Below are 20,623 nucleotides of genomic sequence, written 5' to 3'. Positions count from 1 at the left end.
GATTTTATGATATTTAAAAGGAGAAAAAAATTGGGAAGAATGAATGAAGATTATGAATTAGTTTATGAGAAAAAACAGATTGATGAGAGAAGTGAATATTATTGGAACAGTATTAAGAAAAAGGTTGAAAATTATTTTTCATGGATAAAAGGTATTTCAATAATATTATTAGCCGTGATGTTCGTAATTTCTACTGTGCAACCAATTAATTTGAAATTTCCAATCGAGCATATTAGTAAAGGCACAATAATTTTATCGATTTGTGGCGGTATTGTATTTCACATGATAATAACTTTTATAATACATGTCATAGCATTTTATTTTGTTACAGGGGAAGGGAATTTTAAAAAGTATGCACCAAGTGACGTGTTTATGGATAATGTGGTAGACCAAGAAATTACAGGTGAAGTGGTAGCGGGTGAGAAAAGAAATTGGTTCCTCAAGCTCCCTAGACAAATATTTAATTGGACGGTTAATATTGACTATACCTTAGCCAGTGTATATAAGAAGAAGTTAGAGAAAAACATTTTTATGAAGTGTAATTGTAATACAAGGTATATAAGTAGAAAAAATAAAAGGTGTATGGATTGTTACGACTTATACAAATTTTTGAATAAATTTTTCATTAAATTTTCTAATTGGTTAAATGTATCCTGTGTTGCATTAGGGATGTCGTCATTATTGTTCTTTTTAATTTGGGGAGATAACTTTAAAGAAATTAAAGATATATTTATCATAGTAGCATCTGCTGCTTTGTTTTATAGGTTGGTGTCACGTTCGTTGGAAATTGGAAAGGCTTTTTATGCTGATGCTGTTCGAGTAGATTCAAAAATATTTTTTTTGAATAGATATCAAAAAAAGGAAGCTGAAAATGATGAAGGTACATATATACAATATAAAGAAAAAGTATATCTTCATAAGTGGAAAAACTCATATATCAGAAAGCCTATGCGGATATCTTTAGCTGTACATAGTTTATTTGAATTAACATTAATGTTTGCTATGATGTATATCTTAACTTTTTTAATTTTTGATGTGAATTCTTTAGATCATTCAAAAGTAGGAGAGTATATTAAAGGAGACTGGAGTTATGAGTTTCTTTTATATAGCATTTCATTGTCATTTTTTAATATATCTTTTGTTAATTATGACTTGTGGATTTGGAATATCTTACATGTATGGCAAGTTGCAATGAGTATGGTACTTATTATCCTCTCAATTGCAGCGTATTTAGGAGAAAGCGATGATGTATCTGAAAGAGAAAGTGATTTTTATGCAGCTGTTTTAGATAAGGAAAAAAGCTAAGCACCTTAATAATACGAAGACAGGGCATCGTACTGGCATCAACGCATACTTCGTGAAATGGATTTAACATCTGATGAAGCAATTGAATTTGCAAAATTAAATGCAGGTGTCGTTCAGCCATGAAAAACGAGCATTAACCCATACTACCTCGGTATTAAAATATTTGCAGATATTGAAGAACACGAAATTGAATGGGATGTATTATTCTTAAGAAACTACCTAAACAAAAATCTCGTAATGAGAGAAGATATGTACTTATTCCAACGCCAAGGAAAAGAATATAAAGTAAATAGATAAAGAATGGGAACATGTATGTGATCAGCCCGTAAATATGCGTACAAATGGTGGCTTCCCGTACCTAGCAGTAGAAGACGGGGACTACTTAAAGAACGGACATAGCATTCTATGTCCGTTCTTTTTATATGGAGTTTTTGTTTACCAAACAGGTCGTATGCTCGAGGATAATTTTCCTGTATTTTCTTTAGTAACGAATGTTGTTAAATCCTCTTTAAGCATTTGCATTCGTTCTGCACCTATGTTTGCAATCCATCGTTGTTCTATTTCAGCTACTATTTCTTCTTTTGCTTTCATTACTGCTAAACCACGCTCGGTTAAAACAATAATTTTACCTCTTTTATCAGTAGGATGCGTTTGGCGCGTGACATAACCACTGTTCTCAAGAGAATCTACCATTTTACTTATGGCTTGTTTTGAAACCCCTAAATATTCAGCTAGTTCTATACCGGTTGCTCCATTAGGAAGGATACGTTTGAACATAAAACCGTGTGCGGGCCTAATATCTTCAAATCCCAATTCACTTAATTTGTCGTGTAGTTCAGTAATTAATGTGCTGAAGGATAGTGATAAAAGTGAAGTAAGATCTAGTTCGTTAAGTGTTTGATGAGTCATGTATATAACCTCCTTGCTTATAGTCAATTAAATTGACTATAAGTAGAATCTATTGTACTATACAGGATATAGTCAATCAAATTGACTATATAAAAGTAATAGAACAAATAATGATTTATCTAAATAAAATCAATGAATTATGGAGGTTTCACATGGTTAATATCGTTAAAATTAGAGGGAGTGTATTTGCACCGTATGCTTTGCTGAAACCTATTCAGGATCCTGCGACGGGAAGAGTGTTTGAATATGCCGGAGATGCACGTGAATTTACACCATACGTTGTGAACACAAAGCGTTCAAGATTAGAACAAGAAGTGGTTGTTGATTTTTATAAAAGAGAAATTTTCACATATGCAGATGCTTGTATCGTTACTGTGAAAATTACAAATCCAGATGGCTCAATTGAGTATCAAAAAGGAGAAACAAGTACAGAAAACATTGCATGTACAAATATTGTATGGAGTGAAGATGAGGTTTCATTTGAAATGAGAGCAAGTGCAAGTAATCCGTTAAACGCGGCAGCACCTGCAGCTGATTATTTTTTGACTATACGAGTTAATGAAAGTGGTACTGTGCATGTTGAAGGTTTACATGATGGTTTTCCTTGCTATGAATTTTATAAACAAATAGACTTTGGTTCATTTGAATTAATATACACACATGATTTCAGAGAAACGGATGATACCCCAGCAGCACTAGCTGGAGAAATGGAATATAGTTTTAAAGCGACAATCTAATAAATATAGCGCTATTTTTCAGAAGGAAGTAGCAAACGTAAAAGAGAAAGCTATTGGTTCTAGGATTGAAATTGTGGTCTATTTTATTCAATAGTATGCAGTATATAAAATTAGAATTATAGGGGTGTTTCTTATGACGAATATCGTTAAAATTAGAGCCAGTGTATTTATTCCAATGTCTTGGACAGAACCGCGGAAGGATGTACAAACAGGGAAATTAATCCAGTTTGAAGGTGATTCACGTGAATTTACACCACATGCGGTAAATACTATGCGCTCTAGAGTTGAGCAAGAGGTAGTAGTGGACTTTTATAAAGAAGAAGTGTTTTCATATGCAAACACGGGTATTACGACAGAGAAGGTCACAAATCCAGATGGTTCTGTGAATAAAAGAACAGGAAAAGCGAGTACTGAAAATATTGTGTGTACGGATATTTCATGGAATTCTGATGGTGTGCAATTCAAAATGAGTGCAAGCGCTAGTAATCCGTTAAATGTGTATGCCCCTCCTGTGGACTATTTATTAACTGTATGTGTGAACAAGGATGGTAGTATCGATATTCAAGGAGAACATGATGGATTCCCTTGTTTCGAATTTTATAAGCAAGTAGATTTCGGTTCATTTGAACAAATTTATACACATGATTTTAGAGAAACTGGTGATACACCTGAAGCGTTAGGTGGAGAGATGGATTATAGTTTTACAAAGAGGTTATAAGGCATAAGATAGTAGACCAGTTAACCTCTAGAAGGTTGAGAAAAAAATAAGCCTCTTTACAATATACCATCAAGGGTATATTGTACAAAGTTACAGCCCTTTCCGAACGAGAAAGCCCATCGCCTTTAGGCATGGGATGAAAGTGAGGTTGGATACGGAGTGCCACTAAAAATCGTAAGGTTCGTGGTACTTTAAGTATAAAAAGTATAGGTAGTTTCATTGGGTCTTTTTGTTGTGATTTTTCGAAAATAAATGATACATTGTAACTATGGTAAATGATTATAGAAGAACGTTGCAAAGTTTATGGACACGTTCTTATTTTGTTTCTACAGCTAAAAATGTAGCAAATGAAAATATGTTGAAAATCAAAAAACAAGGGGTGAAACGTATGTCACAGACCCTAACAGTGAAAGTGAAATTGATTCCAACAAAAGAACAAAGTCGTTTATTAGAAGAAAGTAGTCGTGAGTATATCAAAGTCATGAATATGCTTGTATCGGAAATGGTTGAAGCAAAGAAAAGTACGAAAAAAAGCACAAAAGATATCGAAGCGAATATCCCCAGTGCGGTGAAGAATCAAGCAATCAAAGACGCGAAAAGTTTGTTTGCTACAAAAGTAAAGAAAAGTAATTATAAAATCATTCCGATTCTAAAGAAACCTGTTTGTGTATGGAACAATCAAAATTATTCATTTGACTCCACTCATATTTCAATCCCGTTTAAGGTAAATGGAAAGTCCACTCGTTTAAAGGTCCGTGCTTTATTAATCAATAAAAAAAATCGCAATTTGGATTTGTTAAAACATAAGTTAGGTACACTTCGTATCACAAAGAAATCGAATAAGTGGATGGCCCAAATATCTGTCACACTTCCTACAAATGAAAGAGCAGGAACGAAAGTTTTAGGGGTAGACCTAGGCCTCAAGGTCCCTGCAGTAGCAATCACAGATGATGACAAGGTTCGTTTCTTTGGGAATGGTAGGCAAAATAAATATAGGAAGCGTAAGTTTCGTAGTGTTCGTAAGAAGTTAGGAAAAGACAAAAAAGTGAATGTGATTCGGCGATTTGATGATAAAGAACAAAGATGGATGCAAGATAAAGATCACAAAATAAGTCGTGAAATCATTGATTTTGCAATTGCTAATCATATTTCTGTCATTCGTTTAGAGCAACTAACGAATATAAGACAGACGGCAAGAACAAGCCGTAAAAACGAAAAGAACCTACACACTTGGTCATTCTATCGTTTGGCACAATTTATTGCTTATAAAGCAACGATAGCTGGTATTCAGATTGAATATGTGAATCCAGCTTATACAAGTCAAAGTTGTCCGAAATGTGCTGAAAAGAATAAGGCTCGAGATAGAAAATACAAGTGTCCATGTGGGTTTAAGACACATCGTGATATCGTTGGAGCGATGAATATTCGCTACGCAACTGTGATTGATGGTAACAGTCAATCAGCCTAAGCACCTATATGGTCTGGTTTAGGAGGGGCAATGAGATGCCCTTATCTTGAAGGCTGTTCAAAACAGAAATGGACTGCGAACGCTTAGTCATTCAAGAATCCCACCCGTAAATCCGTAAGGATTCGGGCTTGCGACTTTAGTTGTGGGAGTCTCAAAAAGTAATGTATAATATAGTTATAATTACGGAGGTGATCTACAGTGGAATATAATCAAGATATGAAAAATAGATTGAAACGTATTGAAGGTCAAGTTCGTGGTGTGCTTCGCATGATGGAAGAGGGAAAAGATTGCCGAGATGTTATTACACAGTTAACTGCATCCCGTTCTGCACTTGATCGTACAATTGGACTCGTTGTTGGAACAAATTTAGAGCAATGTTTGCGCGAGCAGTTTGAGACAGGTAATGGCTCAAATGAAGAGTTAATTAAAGAAGCTGTTCAATTACTTGTAAAAAGCAGATAATCTGTCAAACGTATGTGTTGACAGATTTTCAAAAACATTTTATTATACCCCTACAGGTATGCGTATAATGGTTAGGGAGGAAATGATTATGAGTATAAAAGTTGATATGAATTTAGACTGTAAAGGCTTGGCTTGTCCGATGCCAATTGTGAAGACAAAAAAGGCGATGGAAGGATTGGCATCAGGACAAGTTATTGAAATAGAGGCGACGGATAAAGGATCGACATTAGATATACAAAGTTGGTCAAATAAAGTAGGGCATCAATATATTGGAACGAAACAAGAGGGAGATATATTAAAGCATTATGTACGAAAATCCCATGAACATGAAGTAAATGAAGTTGTGAAGTATCCTCATACAATTACGAATGGGGAATTGCAAAATATATTATTAAGTGGTGAAGAGTGCACTGTATTAGATGTTCGTGAAGAAGCGGAATTCGTCTTTGGTCATATTCCATCCGCAATTTCGGTGCCGTTAGGTGAATTAGATAGTGCTATGTTAGACAGTGCGAAACCAATTTATGTTGTTTGCCGAACTGGTAACCGTAGTGATGCAGCTTGTCAAATGTTGAAAGAGAAAGGTTATTCAAATGTGAAGAATGTCATTCCAGGTATGTTAGAGTGGCAAGGGAATGTGGGGAAATAAAATTTTTTAAATAAAAACATACCCATGGGGGTAATTGGATGAGTGTTAAGATATTACAAGCAAAAGATGTCGCAGAGAAAGTTTTATTCGGAGAATTGTTTATTTTAGATGTTCGTAATGAAACGGACTATGAAGATTGGAAAATTGAAGGGAAACAAGTTTCTTCTATAAATAAACCGTATTTTGACTTATTAGATGGTGTAGATCATATTGTAAATGAATTGCCGAGGGAGAAAGAAATTTTAGTCGTATGTGCGAAAGAAGGTTCTTCGCAGTTTGTCGCAGAGCAATTGTTACATGCCGGATTCAATGATGTTTATTATTTAGCTGGTGGTATGAAAGCTTGGAGTGAATATGTAAAGCCGTTAAAAGTAGGAGATGTACAGGGCGGAGGAAGTGTATATCAATTTAACCGTCTTGGAAAAGGCTGTTTATCTTATATGATCGTCTCAAACGGTGAAGCAGCAGTTATTGATGCAGTCAGAACGGTTGAAGCATATGAAGATTTTGCGGAAGAGCATGGCGTTACTATTACGAATGTCATGGATACACATTTGCATGCAGACCATATTTCTGGAGGACGTAGGTTAGCTGAAAAAGTAGGGGGTACGTATTGGTTACCTCCAAAAGATGCGGAGGAAGTCGTTTTCTCATATAAACCGCTTGTTGAAGGATCTGTTATTACGGTGGGGGGTACCAAAATTGAAATTGACGCATTATACTCACCGGGGCATACGATTGGAAGTACATCATTTATTGTAGATGATTCCTATTTATTATCAGGCGATATTTTATTTGTAGATTCAATCGGGCGTCCAGATCTTGCTGGGAAGGCGGAAGACTGGGTAGGGGATTTACGAAATACTTTATATAAACGTTATAAGGAATTATCTCAAGATTTAATTGTTTTACCGGCTCACTATTCAAAAATAAGTGAAATGGACGACAGAGGTATTGTGAGTGCGCATTTACAAGATTTATTTAAGGAGAATGTAGGGTTAAATATTGTTGATGAAGTAGAGTTTCGTAAAACTGTGACAGAGAACTTACCGCCTCAGCCGAATGCTTATGAAGAAATTCGTCAAACGAATATGGGTAAGATTTATCCGAGTTTGGAAGAAGAGCGTGAAATGGAGATTGGTCCAAATCGCTGTGCAGTTCATGATTCATTATAAAATAACAAACTGGAGGAATAGATGATGAATGTAAAACAAGTATTAGATGCGAAAGGTTTAGCATGTCCAATGCCGATCGTAAGAACGAAGAGAGCGATGGATACTTTACAAACTGGAGAAGTGTTAGAAGTACATGTAACGGATAAAGGATCAGTAAAAGATATTCCAGCATGGTCAAAAACAGGCGGTCATGAAATAGTAAAGCATAATATAGAGGACGATGTACTGAAGTTTTGGATTAAGAAGGCGTAGTGAAGAACTAGTTTTGTAAAGGCGGAGAGGTTGGTTATATGAATACAATATTAAGTACGCTTTTCATTGTAATTGCTGTATGGTTTGTTATTTCACGTTTTTTACCGGTGAAAGGTGTTCAAAATATAAATGGAAAAGAATTAAAGAGTATAGTGGGAAAACAGGGAAAGCAGTTTATCGATGTTCGTACAGTAGGTGAATATAGAGGAAATCATATGAAGGGATTTCAGAATATCCCGCTAAATGAGTTAGCTAGTAGAGCAAATCAATTAGATAAAAATAAGGAAATAATCGTTATTTGTCAGAGCGGGATGAGGAGTAAGCAAGCAGCAAAAGTATTAAAAAAATTAGGGTTTCAGCGCGTTATCAATGTTTCAGGTGGCATGAACGTTTTGTAAGGAGAAAGTAGGATCAGGTGTAGCTAGATAATTTGAGCCTTTTTACAATTTTTAAAATACCCCTATAGGTAATTAGGAGGAGAACAACATGGAACAACAGAAGAAAACGACGATTGTTTTATTTAGTGGAGATTATGATAAGGCGATGGCAGCTTATATTATTGCAAATGGTGCAGCGGCGTATGATCAAGAGGTGACTATTTTTCATACTTTTTGGGGATTAAATGCTTTAAGGAAAGATGAGCATGTGAAAGTAAAGAAAACGTTCATAGAAAAAGTATTTGGAAAAATGATGCCGCGCGGCGCTGATAAGATGGGATTATCAAAAATGAATTTTGCTGGTATGGGGCCAAAGATGATTAAAGGTATTATGGAAAAACATAATGCGATGCCTTTACCAGATTTAATTGATTTGGCTAAAGAACAGGGAGTTAAACTTGTAGCTTGTCAAATGACAGTAGATTTATTAGGGTTAAAAGAGGAAGAGATTATGGAAGGGGTAGAGTTTGCAGGAGTAGGTGCATATTTAGCAGATGCTTCGGATGGGAATGTGAATTTATTTATTTATTTAAATCACCTTCTTTTTAGAAGGCGGGGGATACAATATGAGTTTAACAGTACTGCTTTTTATTATTGGGTTTATAGGGTCGTTTATATCAGGAATGGTTGGGATTGGCGGGGCAATTATTAATTACCCGATGATCTTATACATTCCAGTATTGCTAGGATTTGCTGGATATACATCACATGAAGTGAGCGGTATTACAGCGATTCAAGTATTCTTTGCAACTTTTGCAGGCGCGTGGGCGTATAGGAAAAGTAACGATATGGATAAAACTTTAGTTGTGTATATGGGAGCTAGTATATTAATAGGAAGCTTTGTAGGTAGCTTTAGTGCGAATTTATTAAATGAGCATGCTGTAAACGTTGTTTACACATTACTAGCTACTATTGCGGCTATTATGATGTTTATACCGAAGCGAAGCAATCGTAAGGGGACAGAAGGAATTACGTACAATAAGTGGCTCGCTAGTTTGCTAGCGTTTATTGTAGGAAGTGTTTCCGGCATTATTGGGGCTGGTGGTGCATTTCTTTTAGTACCGATTATGCTAGTTGTTTTAAAACTACCGATACGTACGACAATAGCAACATCTATCGCTATTACTTTTATTTCCTCGATAGGAATTACTACTGGGAAAGTGATTACTGGACAAATAGTTGTTATTCCGGCTCTTATCGTTGCGATAGCAAGTTTATTTGCCGCTCCTCTTGGAGTGAGAGTAGGGAAGAGAGTGAATCAAAAAGTTTTGCAATACGTATTGTCTACTTTAATTGTAGGAACTGCGATAAAGATGTGGGTTGATATGATATCGAAATAAAAAGATGGTGCTCTTGTAGCACCATCTTTTTAATTACGCCCAAATCACTTTCATTAAGTTCTTATATTCATCGTTTGCCAGTTTATATAGCATTCTCGTATGTTCAAAGACAAGTGCGGGATTAAAGTTTGGTTCTGAGAATGCAAGAGATGTTGAAATATCAATTGCATTTTGTTTGTTTAGCGTGAATTTTGCAAATCGATAAGATGTGTTTAATTCATTGATGACATGTAAAATATCATTTGTTGATGTTGAATCAGGTACAAGAGCAACATTGAAGCAGTATATATCCACAGCAGGATGTTCGCTTTGGAAAGCAGCGATAAGTTGAATTTTTGCGCCAGCTTCTGTTTCTAATCCTACTGAAAAATGTACCGAACCATCATTTTCATCTATATTTTCTTCCATGTATATATCGTTTGATTTTAAGTACTCTTTAAAATCTGAAATGTTATGTTTTACTGCAGCTTTCATATGTATGAGCCCCCTGATAATTGGAATAGATTACTACTATTTATTATAATTTAAAAATATTAAAAAAGATAGTTGGAAAGTTCTGATTTTTTATTTTGAAAGCATTAAAAAGAAGCAGTGCTCTACCTCCATAGAGCACTGCTTCACTTTATTCATTGTCATTAGACGATGTTTCTGTATCTGCACTGTTATTCTTCTTATTTTGAGTTTCATCGTTACTTGATTCGCGTTCACTCGTATTTTCAGACGTAGATTCTTTTGTTTTCTCTGAGTTTGTTTTTTTCGAATCAGAATCAGATTTTGTATAGGCAGGTAGTCCAAGGTGACTACGAAGTTCGTTTGTAACATTAGCTAATTCTTTTTTATCTGGATTGTAGTAGTAAGTTCGACCACCACCAGCTGACTTACTACATGTATCATCACCTTTTGCCATGTAACAATCTTCACCTTGAAGTTGTAATTTCTCAATTTCCGAATCCGATCCATATTTATAGAATGAAAGCATGTCATCGAATGTTAAGTTTGTAACGAATTGTCCGTTAATATCATCAATGATGTTACCAACTTTTGTTACGGATCCAACGCTTGTTAGTTTCTTTAAAATGGCTTCGATAACGAGTTGCTGACGTTGACCACGCATCGCATCACTATCAATGTGCCTTGTTCTAGCAAGAGCAAGAGCTTCTTCACTATTTAACTTTTGAACACCTTTTTTCAGGTGAATTGCTTCGGCGTTATCATTACTATCTTGTTCAGTAAACTCAACTGGTACGTCAACTTCAATGCCGCCTAAATCATCAACGATTTTCATGAATGATTTAAAGTTGAATTTTACAAAGTAATCGACGGGAACATTCATTAATTTTTCAACTGCATCAATACTAGCTTGTGGTCCACCATCTTTTCCGTTTTTAGTAGAACCAAATGCATGAGCGTGTGTAATTTTATCTTTTTTCTTTTCTACTGGAATATAAGTATACGTGTCACGTGGAATACTTAATAGCTTTACAGTTTTGCTATCTTTATTAAACGTTGCAAGTAATAGTGCATCCGTTCTTATAGCTTCACCATATTCTTTCCCACGGACATCGCTTTCATCAACACCCATTATTAAGACAGAGACGTTATTTGTAATAGGTTTTACAGCTTTAGCACGTAAATCAGACTTATCACCGCGTGCTAAATCGTGAGCGGCGTTTCGAACAGCAGAAGATGCTTTATTTACTAAAAACCATGTATAACCGCCACCTATTATTAAAACTAATAGAATAACGCTTATAATAATTTTTGTTTTTTTCTTACCTTTTTTCGGTTTATTGCGTGTATTTTCTTGCAAAGATGGGTTTTGCTCCATTTCTTGTACTCCTTCATTTGAATTGAAATACGACACTCATATCCACTTATTATAATGAAATTTAGCGAAAAAAAACATTACAAATCATTTACATTTCGTAAAAATTCAATTTATTTATAAAAAGTCAGATTTTCTATATTTTATTTTTAAGATGTAGAACAAGTATAATGTGTTTTAGTAGAAATGAAAATATGTAATGTGAGAAAGTGATAGAGAAGTAAGATTTGTTGAAATATAGCCAAGAAGATGTGATTAGCTGTATATGTACTTCTTATATAATAAAGAAGGATTTTACGGATGAAGGAGAGAGCGTAATGAATCATACACCATTCCGAGCAATTGTCGTGAAAGAAAAGGAAAATAATCAATTTGAAAGAAAGCTTGTTGAGAGAGAAGTAAATAGTTTACCTGAAGGAGACGTATTAATACGTGTTCATTATTCTTCATTAAATTATAAAGATGCCCTTTCAGCTACTGGTAATAAAGGTGTAACGAGAACATATCCTCATACACCTGGCATAGATGCAGCGGGAGAGGTAGTTAGTAGTGAAAATAACGCCTTTCAGGAAGGCGATCAAGTTATTGTAACTGGATATGATTTAGGTATGAATACTTCTGGTGGTTTCGGAGAATATATTCGCGTGCCATCATCTTGGGTTGTTCCTTTACCGAAAGAAATGTCTTTGAAGGAAAGTATGATGTACGGGACAGCCGGTTTTACAGCTGCCTTATCGGTATATAAGCTCATTAGAGCGGGAATTACGCCCTAGTATGGGAGATGTTTTAGTAACGGGTGCTACGGGCGGAGTAGGCAGTGTAGCAGTTAGTATTTTAGGGAAGCTAGGATATAGCGTAGTAGGGGCAACAGGGAAAATGGAAGAGAAAGAGATGCTGCTACGTTTAGGTGCAAAAAAGATGATTCGCCGCGAGGAGTTGAGTGATGAATCAGGAAGACCGATGCTTAAAGGAATATACGCTGGGGTTGTCGATACCGTAGGTGGAAACATGTTAGAAAGTTCTTTAAAGGTGGTTAAGTATGGAGGTTGTGTAACAACGTGTGGTAACGTAGCGGGGCATGAATTAAATACAACTGTATACCCATTCATATTACGAGGGATTAGCCTTTTAGGAATAGATTCAGTTCAATGTCCAGTAGATGTGAGAAGAGAAGTGTGGGCATTGCTAGCTGGTGAGTGGAAAAATTCAGAGCTATTATCTTATACAGAAGAATGTACATTAAAAGAATTAGATGAGAAGTTTACACTTATACTGCAAGGAAAGTTAAAAGGAAGAACTATTGTAAATATGAAATGAAAAAAGAGACGCTCAAATTAGCGTCTCTTTTCCTATTATAATGATTGTTTTATTCCTATTTTTCCTTGTTCGCCCAAAACACCGTCAGCAATATTTACAGCATGATCACCGATACGCTCTAAGTTACTTACCATATCAACGAAGATGATGCTTGCATCACCTGAACAGCTACGTTCGTTTAGACGTAATACGTGACGTTTACGAAGAACACGTTCCATTTGGTCAATTTTACGTTCTTTTGCAATAACAGTTTGAGCTAGTTCAGTATCGAAGTTTGTTAAAGCTTCAACTGAGTCTTGTAATGTTGAAATTGTTAATTCAAGCATTTCATTTAGTTCAGCTAGTGCTTCATCCGATAGTGAAACACGGTTTGAAATTTGGAAATCTACAAGTTCTACAAGGTTTTCTACATGATCACCGACACGTTCAATATCTCCGACAACACCTGCTAAAACGGAATGTTTTTCAGAATCTGAAGGTGAAAGTGGTTTTTCTGATAGTAAAACTAAATACTCGGTAATTTTTTTATCTAAATTGTTAATAGCGCCTTCTAATTGAGTAGCCATGTTCGCGTGTTTTTTGTCTTGTGTATTTAAAAATTGGTTTGCTTCTTTTAATCCATGTAATGAAAACTCAGCCATACGAATGATTTCTTTTTGAGCTTCTGTTAAAGCGATAGCTGGAGATTGCTCAATAAAGATTGGATTTAAATGTTGCGGTTTGAAGTTAATAGATGCATCTTCACCACGAATAATTTTTGTTACAATCCAGGCTAATACTGCAATGAATGGGAACTGAATGATTGTATTCGTTACGTTAAACGTCCCGTGTGCAAATGCAATCGTCATTTCTGGATTTAAGTTTAATGACGTTTGGAAATATTGAATTAAACTTGTAAATGGTATCAATATAATCGTAAAGATAATGGTACCGATAATATTAAAGATAACGTGAACTAATGCTGCACGTCTTGCTGCAATTGAAGTACCGATTGCTGCTAATACTGCTGTAATTGTCGTACCGATGTTATCACCGAATAATACAGGAAGGGCAGCTTGTAAATCGATTGCACCCTGGCCAAATAATTCTTGTAAAATACCGATTGTTGCGCTTGAGCTTTGTACAATTAAAGTGAAGACTGTACCGACAATAATTCCTAGAATTGGATTATCACTCATGCTAATCATTAAATCTTGGAATGACTCTAAAGAACGAAGAGGTTTCATACCTGCGCTCATTAATTCTAAACCGAAGAATAACATACCAAAACCGAATACAACTTGACCTACAGAATGTACTTTTTTATTTTTAAAGAAGAATAGTAAAATCGCTCCAACTGCCATAACTGGGAGAGCGTATTCTCCGATTTTAATTCCGATAATAAATGCAGTAACTGTCGTACCGATATTCGCACCCATAATAACACCAATTGCTTGTCTTAATGTCATAAATCCGGCACTTACAAGTCCGACCGTTAAAGCAGTTGTTCCTGAACTTGATTGAATTAATACAGTAACTAACATACCTGCTAGTACACCCATAAGTGGGTTCGTTGTAAAGCGATCTAGAATATCGCGAAGACGATCTCCAGCTGCTTGTTGCAGTCCATCGCCCATGTATTTAATCCCGAATAAGAAAATACCTAATCCACCAATGAACTGGAAGATCATTTCTTGAACATTATATTCCACGCATTCCACTCCTTAAATTTCATGTACGATGTAATTATTAACTGAACCTTGAGTGACTGTAAACGGTTTGTTAGTAAAATTTACACTAAATTTACAAAGAGGTGAAAAGTTTACAAATCTTTAAAGAAACACCTGTATTTAATTGGTTTTTCAGATAATATATCTGATCGGTTTGTAAAGAAGTCACATTTATCACACTATTTTTGGATAGTAAAAATAGGTGAAGGGAAACTACCCAATTGGATATGCGGATTGGAATTTTATTTTGTTATGCTGATGGTTCTTTGCATATTTTTTGATTAAAGTTAGAAAAATATGTAGGGAAACGGGGGAGGTTTGAAATGGATTTATTTAATGAGAGTAAAAAACGATTAAATTATTTTAAACTGTTTTCTTTTGAGATGCTCGCAACAATAAAAAAGAGCAATTCGCATATGAATTTGCTCTGCTTTTTTATGTTAAAAACTTTCGGTGCTTTGCATTTTAACAATTATGCAAAGTGTTTTTTCTTTATTTAGAATCGTCATTATGCTCCATAGTTATGACGACATTTCCCTTCTTATGTCCTTTTTCAACATATATGTGAGCTTCAATAATTTCCTCAAAAGTGTATTGCCTATCAATGACCACTTTTATTTTACCGTTCTCAACAAGTTTTTTAAGGAAATTTAATGCTTCGGAAGTTTCAGGTGCGTTTTGACTTAATATGAGTTTCACGCGACTTGTCAATTTAGTCCAGAGCATTTGAGCACTTGGTAACGGTTCAACGATATTTATATAGGTACCATCTTCTTTTAACATTTTAATACACTCTGAAAAGGAGCTCCTGTTTACCGCTTCAAAGATAACATCATAAGTTTCGTCTGTAGTAGAAAAATTTTTTGTGGTGTAATCAATTACTTCGTCAGCTCCTAGAGATTTGACCAATTCTAAATTGGAGCTACTGCACACACCTGTAACTGTTGCGCCGAAATACTTGGAAATTTGTACTGCATAACTTCCGACACTTCCAGAAGCTCCGTAAATAAGAATGTTTTGACCGCTTTGAACGTTAGCTTTCCTAAGGAAAAACAAAGCTGTACGTGCTCCAATTGGGATGGCTGCGGCTTTTTCATAGGATATATTGGAGGGCTTGATGCACACTGCTCCACCTTCAGGTAGGCAAATATACTCAGCATAAGAACCAAAATTTACTTGGGTAGCTGCAAAAACTTGGTCTCCTTTTTTAAATCGTGTGACGTCTTTTCCTACCGATTCAACTTCACCAGCCAATTCCATTCCGAGTATTTGTTTTTTCGGTTGCTTAAAGCCAAGTGCGATTCGAGCGGGTAGCCAAACAGAAGAGGGAACCGTAAAACTTCGTGAGCGAATATCTCCTGCTGTTACGGTTGTCGCTTTTATTTTTACTAGTATTTCATTGTCCTTAGGAGCAGGTTTTTCTATCTCTTTCAGTTGAAGAACGTCGGGGAGACCGTATTTTGTGTACACTATTGCTTTCATTAATATTTCCTCCAATTCGTTCTATATATATTAATATCATACGAACAACATGAATAAATAGAACAGCGGTTCACTCTTCAATACAATGCAAAAAGCAGTGTGATTTTTTTAGGAATCCACTGCTTTTTGTATTTGTGTATATATGATTTTCTTAGTCCAAGTATCTCAAAAAAGAATCAATTAGCATTACCCAACAGCTTTTTCTGTATTTTTATCTCTATGCTTTTGTTTTCTTATACTTGTAATATAAATGAACAAGAAAGCAATAAGTAATAAAGAGGAATATCGATATACAGTTGCATAATTGGTAAAGTGTGCAATGAATCCAAAAATAATCGCTCCAGCACCAATTCCAAGATCAAATGCTGAGAAGAATGTTGCTGTTGCTACTCCTCTCCGGTGCGGTGCTACTCGGTCAATCATCCATGCTTGTAGTGCCGGTTGAATTGCTCCGAAACCACTGCCGTAGCACGCTGCGGCAATAATTAAACTCGGAATTGTAGTTGTATACGACAGCAAGATAATACCTGTAAACGTAATAATAACTCCTGGAATGATGACGAATGTATGGCCTTTCGTATCATATAATCTTCCAGAAAACGGACGAGTTACAGCGATTGCAAGTGCGTTAAATAAAAAGAAGAGACTGATATCAGCAATCCCGACTTCTGTAGCAAATAATGTGATAAAGCTCCCAATTCCCCCGTACATTAATGTAATACATAATATTAATAGTGAAGGAAGTAAAGCTTTACGCTCAATAAATCCATCGAGAAAGGTACCAGATGTTTGCTGTGGTGGTTGCGGCGATTTTTTGATTTGAAGTAGTTTCGTTAATATTAATGAAACTATTGTGCATGAAAGTGCACATAAAAAAAGAATCGTGAAGTTATATGCTTGCATAAGCCAAAGTCCGATAAGCGGACCGAGCGCCATGGCGATAGTTCCAGAAAGACCGAAATACCCCATGCCTTCACCGCGGCGAGCTTGCGGAATTAAATCTGAAACGACAGTTCCGTATGTAGTCGTTGTAATACCAAAACCAGCTCCGTGTAAAATTCGAACGGCAAGCAATAGGAAAATGGTAGAAGCGAAAAGATAACTGCCCATAGCGAGTAAACAAATAGCGGTACCGATCATTAAAATGATTTTTTTGTTGAATTTCTGCAAGGCATTTCCAGTTAGCGGCCTAATAAAAAGTGCTGCAACGGTAAACATGCCGACAACGAATCCGATATTTGAACTTGTGCCCCCAATTTCTTTCACATAAACAGGTAAAGTTGGAATTAACATTTGAAATCCTAAAAACATACATAAGTTTGCTAGAATTAGCGCAATAAACTCTTTTGTCCATAACGGTTCTCGTTTTACGAGTACTGCCTCTCCCATATATTCATCCCCTATATAAAAGTTTTCTCTATTCTTTCGAGTATATGTATTGGTCAACGTAACAGTCAAGGAAGGTGCCTTGAAAACGTATAACAATTTTCGAGGCGAAAAAACTGACAAATTTGTGGAAAGACTACACAACTATGAAAAAAAGATGTAAAGTATAGATGTATAGACTAGTAGTTGTTATGAATGATAGAAATTATTTTTTCTTTAAAGAAAGCGAATTCAAATGGTAGTGGACGAGAAGGGGATACATACTTTTTTCACTACAAATATTTGAAAGGGTTTACAATATGATGAAGAAAGAGGCGTGTACATATGAGACGATTTGGTATTTCTATTTATCCAGAACATTCGACAGTAGAGGAAGATAAGGAGTATTTAACATTAGCAAGTAAATACGGATTTACACGTGTATTCACATGTTTATTATCTGTAGATGGCGAAAAAGAGAAAATTGTAGAAGAGTTTAAAGAAATAATTTCTCATGCGAATGCATTAGGGTTCCAAGTATTGGTTGATATTAGTCCGTCTGTTTTTGAGCAACTAGGTATTTCTTATAATGATTTATCGTTTTTCCATGAACTAGGTGCTTACGGTATTCGTTTAGATGTTGGTTTCTCAGGATTAGAAGAATCGATTATGACGTACAATCCATACGGTTTAAAAATTGAGATTAATATGAGTAACGGTACGAAGTATGTAGATAACATTATGAGTCATAGACCAAATCGTGAAAATTTAATTGGCTGTCATAATTTCTATCCGCATCGTTATTCAGGATTATCATACGATCATTTCATTAAATGCTCGAAACAATTTAAAGATTACGGTATGAGAACAGCTGCTTTTATTTCATCATTCGATGCAACATATGGACCTTGGCCAGTAACAGAAGGGTTATGTACGTTAGAGCAACATCGCGAATTACCGATGACAACACAGGCGAAGCATTTGTTTGCAACAGAATTAATTGATGATGTTATTATTGCGAATGCTTATGCTTCAGAAGAAGAATTACAAGCACTAGGTGCGTTAAATAAAGAGAAACAAACATTTGATATAGAACTATACGATACAACAACAGATTTAGAAAGAATTATCGTATTAGAAGAACCTCATTTTTATCGCGGGGATGTATCTGAATATATGATTCGTTCTACACAAAGTCGTGTGAAATATAAAAAAGAAGAGTTTAAACCGCATAATACGCGTGAAATTAAGCGTGGCGATCTTTTAATTGATAATGAGCAATATGGCCAATATAAAGGTGAATTGCAAATTGCTTTAAAAGATATGGTGAATACAGGAAAAACAAATGTAGTTGGCCGAGTTGTAGAGGAAGAAATCTTCTTATTAGATTATTTACAAGCTTGGGATAAGTTTGGATTTACGCTAAAGAAATAATGAACGCGGGATAAAGGGGAAAAAACTACTGATTTCAGTGGCTTTTTCCCTTTTATATAAAGAGCGAGAGGAAGAGCTATGACAAAAGTGCATCAGCGATTAATTTCCATTTTAGAGGAGTTTTTAGAAGAGAAATCGATGTTAAGTCGAGCTTTTTTAGCGAGCCGTTTACACGTATCAACGAAGACGATTCAAAAGGATATAAAATTATTAAATGATATATTGGAAGAACACGGAGCGAAAATTGAATCACAAAGAGGGAATGGGTACGAGCTAGAAATTATACAAACTAAGAAGTTTGAAGATTTTTGCGTAAATGTATTTCAAAAACAGACAGAAAAGATTCCAACTTCTTATGAAGAAAGAGTAGCGTATATTTTACACCGTATTTTAACGACAGATGGGTATGTGAAGCTTTCACAGCTAGCGGAAGAGATTTATGTGAGTAAATCTACTGTAAACTTAATTATGAAAGATGTTACGGATATTTGTAGTCGCTATGAGTTACAAATTGAAAAAAGACCATATTATGGTATACGTATTGTAGGAGAAGAATTTAATATTCGTTCTTGTTTATCACAATATGGTTTACCGCGGTATGAACATACTCCGTTTCATGAGAACTATGAGCAGACGGACACATATTTATCGTTACCCCATATTTCTCTCATCCGCTCAGTTATACTAAAGTATATCGAGGGAGGAACGATATATTTATCAGATATAGAAATTGATAATTTATCAATTCATATTGCGATTGCTTTAAAGAGATGCAGGGATGATCATTACATTCAAGCACTGCATGTAGAGGAATCTGAACTTATAATAAAGAAAGAATATAAAATTGCGAAACAGATTTTAGGGAATTTAGGGGCAGAGCTAAAGCTTCAATTTCCAGAAGAAGAAATTTTATATGTGACGATGCATTTATTAAGTACTGCTGTTACAGCGAGAGATCGCTATGAAAATGTGGAAGAGCTATTAGGGAAAGACGTATATGCATTCATGCAGCATATTCTTTTCAAAGTAGCGGAAGAACGGAATCTTACTTTTTATTACGATGAAGAATTATTATTTGGTTTTGGTGTTCATTTAAAAACGTTATTAAATCGTTTGAGATATAAGTTAAATACGAGAAATCCTCTTTTGGCAGAAGTGAAAAAAAATTATCCATATGCTTTTGAAATTGCAGTTCTCGTTGGAGATATAATTGGTGAATATATGGGTGAATCCATTCCAGAGAGTGAGATTGGTTATATTGCCATTCACTTTGGTGGGGCGATGAGCCGCTTGCAGGAAAATAATCAAAAGAAAAGATGTTTATTAGTTTGTGCAACTGGTCAAGGGAGTGCACAACTACTGAAATATAAAATTCTATCACATTTCCGAGATAAACTAGAGATTGTAGGTATTACAGGGTACTATCAATTGAAAGTGGAAGATCTTTATAAAGATAAAATAGATTGTATTATTAGTACGATTCATATACCGAGTGGTTTGCCTGTTCCGGTTATAAAGGTAAACTCGATATTTGATGATAAAGAGATTAAATCAATTGGTAAGCAGTTATTTACACATGTGAATGATAGTATGCAGCAATACATTAAGGAAGATTTGATCTTCTTAAATCGTAGTGCTTCTACGAAAGAAGAGGTTATTCAGTTTTTATGTGAGAAAGCTGCTGAGAAAAACTATGTACCCGCAAACTTTTATGCTTCTGTTATGGAGAGAGAGAACACATCTCCTACAGCGGTTGGAAACTTAGTGGCAATTCCGCATCCGATGCAATTATTAAGCGATACGACATTTTTGATGTTTTGTACACTCGATAAGGCGATTGACTGGGGAGATAAAAAAGTACAAGTTATTATTTTATTTAGTGTGAAGCGCAATAATAATGAAGATTTACAAAAGCTTTATGATTTTTTATATGATATTATGTCTAATCAAACTATAATAGAAAAATTGCATCAGGCTCAAGCTGTTGATGATTTTCAAGAAATCTTACTATCATTATGAAAAAGTATATTAAAACTTCC

Annotated in this window: 18 protein-coding genes and 3 pseudogenes; 15 read left to right on the top strand and 6 right to left on the bottom strand. The window is 35.2% G+C overall.

Going from position 1 to position 20,623, the window contains the following annotated elements:
- The first annotated feature begins 39 nt into the window (after positions 1-39).
- Together MHH66_RS22595 and MHH66_RS22590 are read left to right on the top strand one after the other, a co-directional pair.
- On the top strand, positions 40-1,305 hold the full coding sequence (locus tag MHH66_RS22595) for a hypothetical protein (protein WP_407060702.1): 1,266 nt from the start codon (positions 40-42) through the stop codon (positions 1,303-1,305).
- A gap of 15 nt (positions 1,306-1,320) precedes the next feature.
- A pseudogene (locus tag MHH66_RS22590) lies at positions 1,321-1,699 on the top strand (SpoVR family protein); the annotation flags it as partial.
- Between the two features lie 41 nt (positions 1,700-1,740).
- On the opposite strand, the gene MHH66_RS22585 reads toward MHH66_RS22590, so the two are convergent.
- Complete coding sequence (locus tag MHH66_RS22585) at positions 1,741-2,214, bottom strand: MarR family winged helix-turn-helix transcriptional regulator (protein ID WP_002087475.1); 474 nt, start codon at positions 2,212-2,214, stop codon at positions 1,741-1,743.
- 152 nt (positions 2,215-2,366) lie between these two features.
- Here MHH66_RS22585 and MHH66_RS22580 point away from each other — a divergent pair, with 152 nt between their 5' ends.
- The 10 genes and pseudogenes from MHH66_RS22580 to MHH66_RS22535 all read left to right on the top strand — a co-directional run bounded on the left by MHH66_RS22580 (position 2,367) and on the right by MHH66_RS22535 (position 9,452).
- Positions 2,367-2,951, top strand: a complete 585-nt coding sequence (locus MHH66_RS22580; protein WP_078184500.1) for a DUF3238 domain-containing protein — start codon at positions 2,367-2,369, stop codon at positions 2,949-2,951.
- A 133-nt stretch (positions 2,952-3,084) separates the two neighbouring features.
- On the top strand, positions 3,085-3,669 hold the full coding sequence (locus MHH66_RS22575; RefSeq protein WP_078184501.1) for a DUF3238 domain-containing protein: 585 nt from the start codon (positions 3,085-3,087) through the stop codon (positions 3,667-3,669).
- A gap of 388 nt (positions 3,670-4,057) precedes the next feature.
- Entirely contained in the window at positions 4,058-5,137 is a 1,080-nt protein-coding gene (locus MHH66_RS22570) for an RNA-guided endonuclease TnpB family protein (protein ID WP_033714645.1), read from the top strand.
- A 198-nt stretch (positions 5,138-5,335) separates the two neighbouring features.
- Positions 5,336-5,599 (top strand): metal-sensitive transcriptional regulator, encoded by a 264-nt coding sequence (locus MHH66_RS22565; RefSeq protein WP_000456201.1) that lies wholly within the window; start codon positions 5,336-5,338, stop codon positions 5,597-5,599.
- 88 nt (positions 5,600-5,687) lie between these two features.
- Positions 5,688-6,248: a sulfurtransferase TusA family protein gene (locus MHH66_RS22560; protein WP_002186722.1), complete on the top strand. Its 561-nt coding sequence runs from the start codon at positions 5,688-5,690 to the stop codon at positions 6,246-6,248.
- Positions 6,249-6,286: 38 nt separating this feature from the next.
- The gene (locus tag MHH66_RS22555; protein WP_078184502.1) at positions 6,287-7,423 is read left to right on the top strand and encodes an MBL fold metallo-hydrolase; all 1,137 of its coding nucleotides are present in this window, start codon (positions 6,287-6,289) and stop codon (positions 7,421-7,423) included.
- A 21-nt stretch (positions 7,424-7,444) separates the two neighbouring features.
- On the top strand, positions 7,445-7,675 hold the full coding sequence (locus tag MHH66_RS22550; RefSeq protein WP_002029907.1) for a sulfurtransferase TusA family protein: 231 nt from the start codon (positions 7,445-7,447) through the stop codon (positions 7,673-7,675).
- A gap of 38 nt (positions 7,676-7,713) precedes the next feature.
- Positions 7,714-8,073: a rhodanese-like domain-containing protein gene (locus tag MHH66_RS22545; protein ID WP_002010729.1), complete on the top strand. Its 360-nt coding sequence runs from the start codon at positions 7,714-7,716 to the stop codon at positions 8,071-8,073.
- An 88-nt stretch (positions 8,074-8,161) separates the two neighbouring features.
- Positions 8,162-8,638 (top strand): annotated as a pseudogene (locus MHH66_RS22540) (DsrE/DsrF/DrsH-like family protein); the annotation flags it as partial.
- A 40-nt stretch (positions 8,639-8,678) separates the two neighbouring features.
- Positions 8,679-9,452, top strand: a complete 774-nt coding sequence (locus MHH66_RS22535) for a sulfite exporter TauE/SafE family protein (protein ID WP_002029911.1) — start codon at positions 8,679-8,681, stop codon at positions 9,450-9,452.
- A gap of 33 nt (positions 9,453-9,485) precedes the next feature.
- Here MHH66_RS22535 and MHH66_RS22530 read toward each other — a convergent pair whose 3' ends face one another.
- Positions 9,486-9,926 (bottom strand): hypothetical protein, encoded by a 441-nt coding sequence (locus MHH66_RS22530; RefSeq protein ID WP_002029912.1) that lies wholly within the window; start codon positions 9,924-9,926, stop codon positions 9,486-9,488.
- A 148-nt stretch (positions 9,927-10,074) separates the two neighbouring features.
- Positions 10,075-11,280, bottom strand: a complete 1,206-nt coding sequence (locus tag MHH66_RS22525) for an LCP family protein (RefSeq protein ID WP_063219344.1) — start codon at positions 11,278-11,280, stop codon at positions 10,075-10,077.
- A gap of 314 nt (positions 11,281-11,594) precedes the next feature.
- Here MHH66_RS22525 and MHH66_RS22520 point away from each other — a divergent pair.
- A pseudogene (locus MHH66_RS22520) lies at positions 11,595-12,594 on the top strand (YhdH/YhfP family quinone oxidoreductase).
- A 35-nt stretch (positions 12,595-12,629) separates the two neighbouring features.
- Here MHH66_RS22520 and MHH66_RS22515 read toward each other — a convergent pair.
- From MHH66_RS22515 to MHH66_RS22505, 3 genes are all read right to left on the bottom strand, one after another.
- Entirely contained in the window at positions 12,630-14,285 is a 1,656-nt protein-coding gene (locus MHH66_RS22515; RefSeq protein WP_078184503.1) for a Na/Pi cotransporter family protein, read from the bottom strand.
- 510 nt (positions 14,286-14,795) lie between these two features.
- Entirely contained in the window at positions 14,796-15,785 is a 990-nt protein-coding gene (locus MHH66_RS22510) for an NAD(P)-dependent alcohol dehydrogenase (protein ID WP_063219341.1), read from the bottom strand.
- Between the two features lie 186 nt (positions 15,786-15,971).
- The gene (locus MHH66_RS22505) at positions 15,972-17,174 is read right to left on the bottom strand and encodes an MFS transporter (protein ID WP_078184504.1); all 1,203 of its coding nucleotides are present in this window, start codon (positions 17,172-17,174) and stop codon (positions 15,972-15,974) included.
- A gap of 321 nt (positions 17,175-17,495) precedes the next feature.
- On the opposite strand from MHH66_RS22505, the gene MHH66_RS22500 reads away from it, so the two are divergent.
- Both MHH66_RS22500 and MHH66_RS22495 read left to right on the top strand, forming a co-directional pair.
- Positions 17,496-18,584 carry a DUF871 domain-containing protein gene (locus MHH66_RS22500; protein ID WP_078184505.1) on the top strand — a complete coding sequence of 363 codons (1,089 nt, stop codon included), beginning with the start codon at positions 17,496-17,498 and terminating at the stop codon, positions 18,582-18,584.
- Between the two features lie 78 nt (positions 18,585-18,662).
- Entirely contained in the window at positions 18,663-20,603 is a 1,941-nt protein-coding gene (locus MHH66_RS22495) for a BglG family transcription antiterminator (protein WP_078184506.1), read from the top strand.
- The last annotated feature ends 20 nt before the right edge of the window (positions 20,604-20,623 follow it).

The organism is Bacillus sp. FSL H8-0492, from assembly GCF_038006145.1.
GTDB lineage: Bacteria > Bacillota > Bacilli > Bacillales > Bacillaceae_G > Bacillus_A > Bacillus_A mycoides.
The sequence above is the reverse complement of the archived record's forward strand: the minus strand, read 5'-3'. Positions and strand labels throughout refer to the sequence as shown.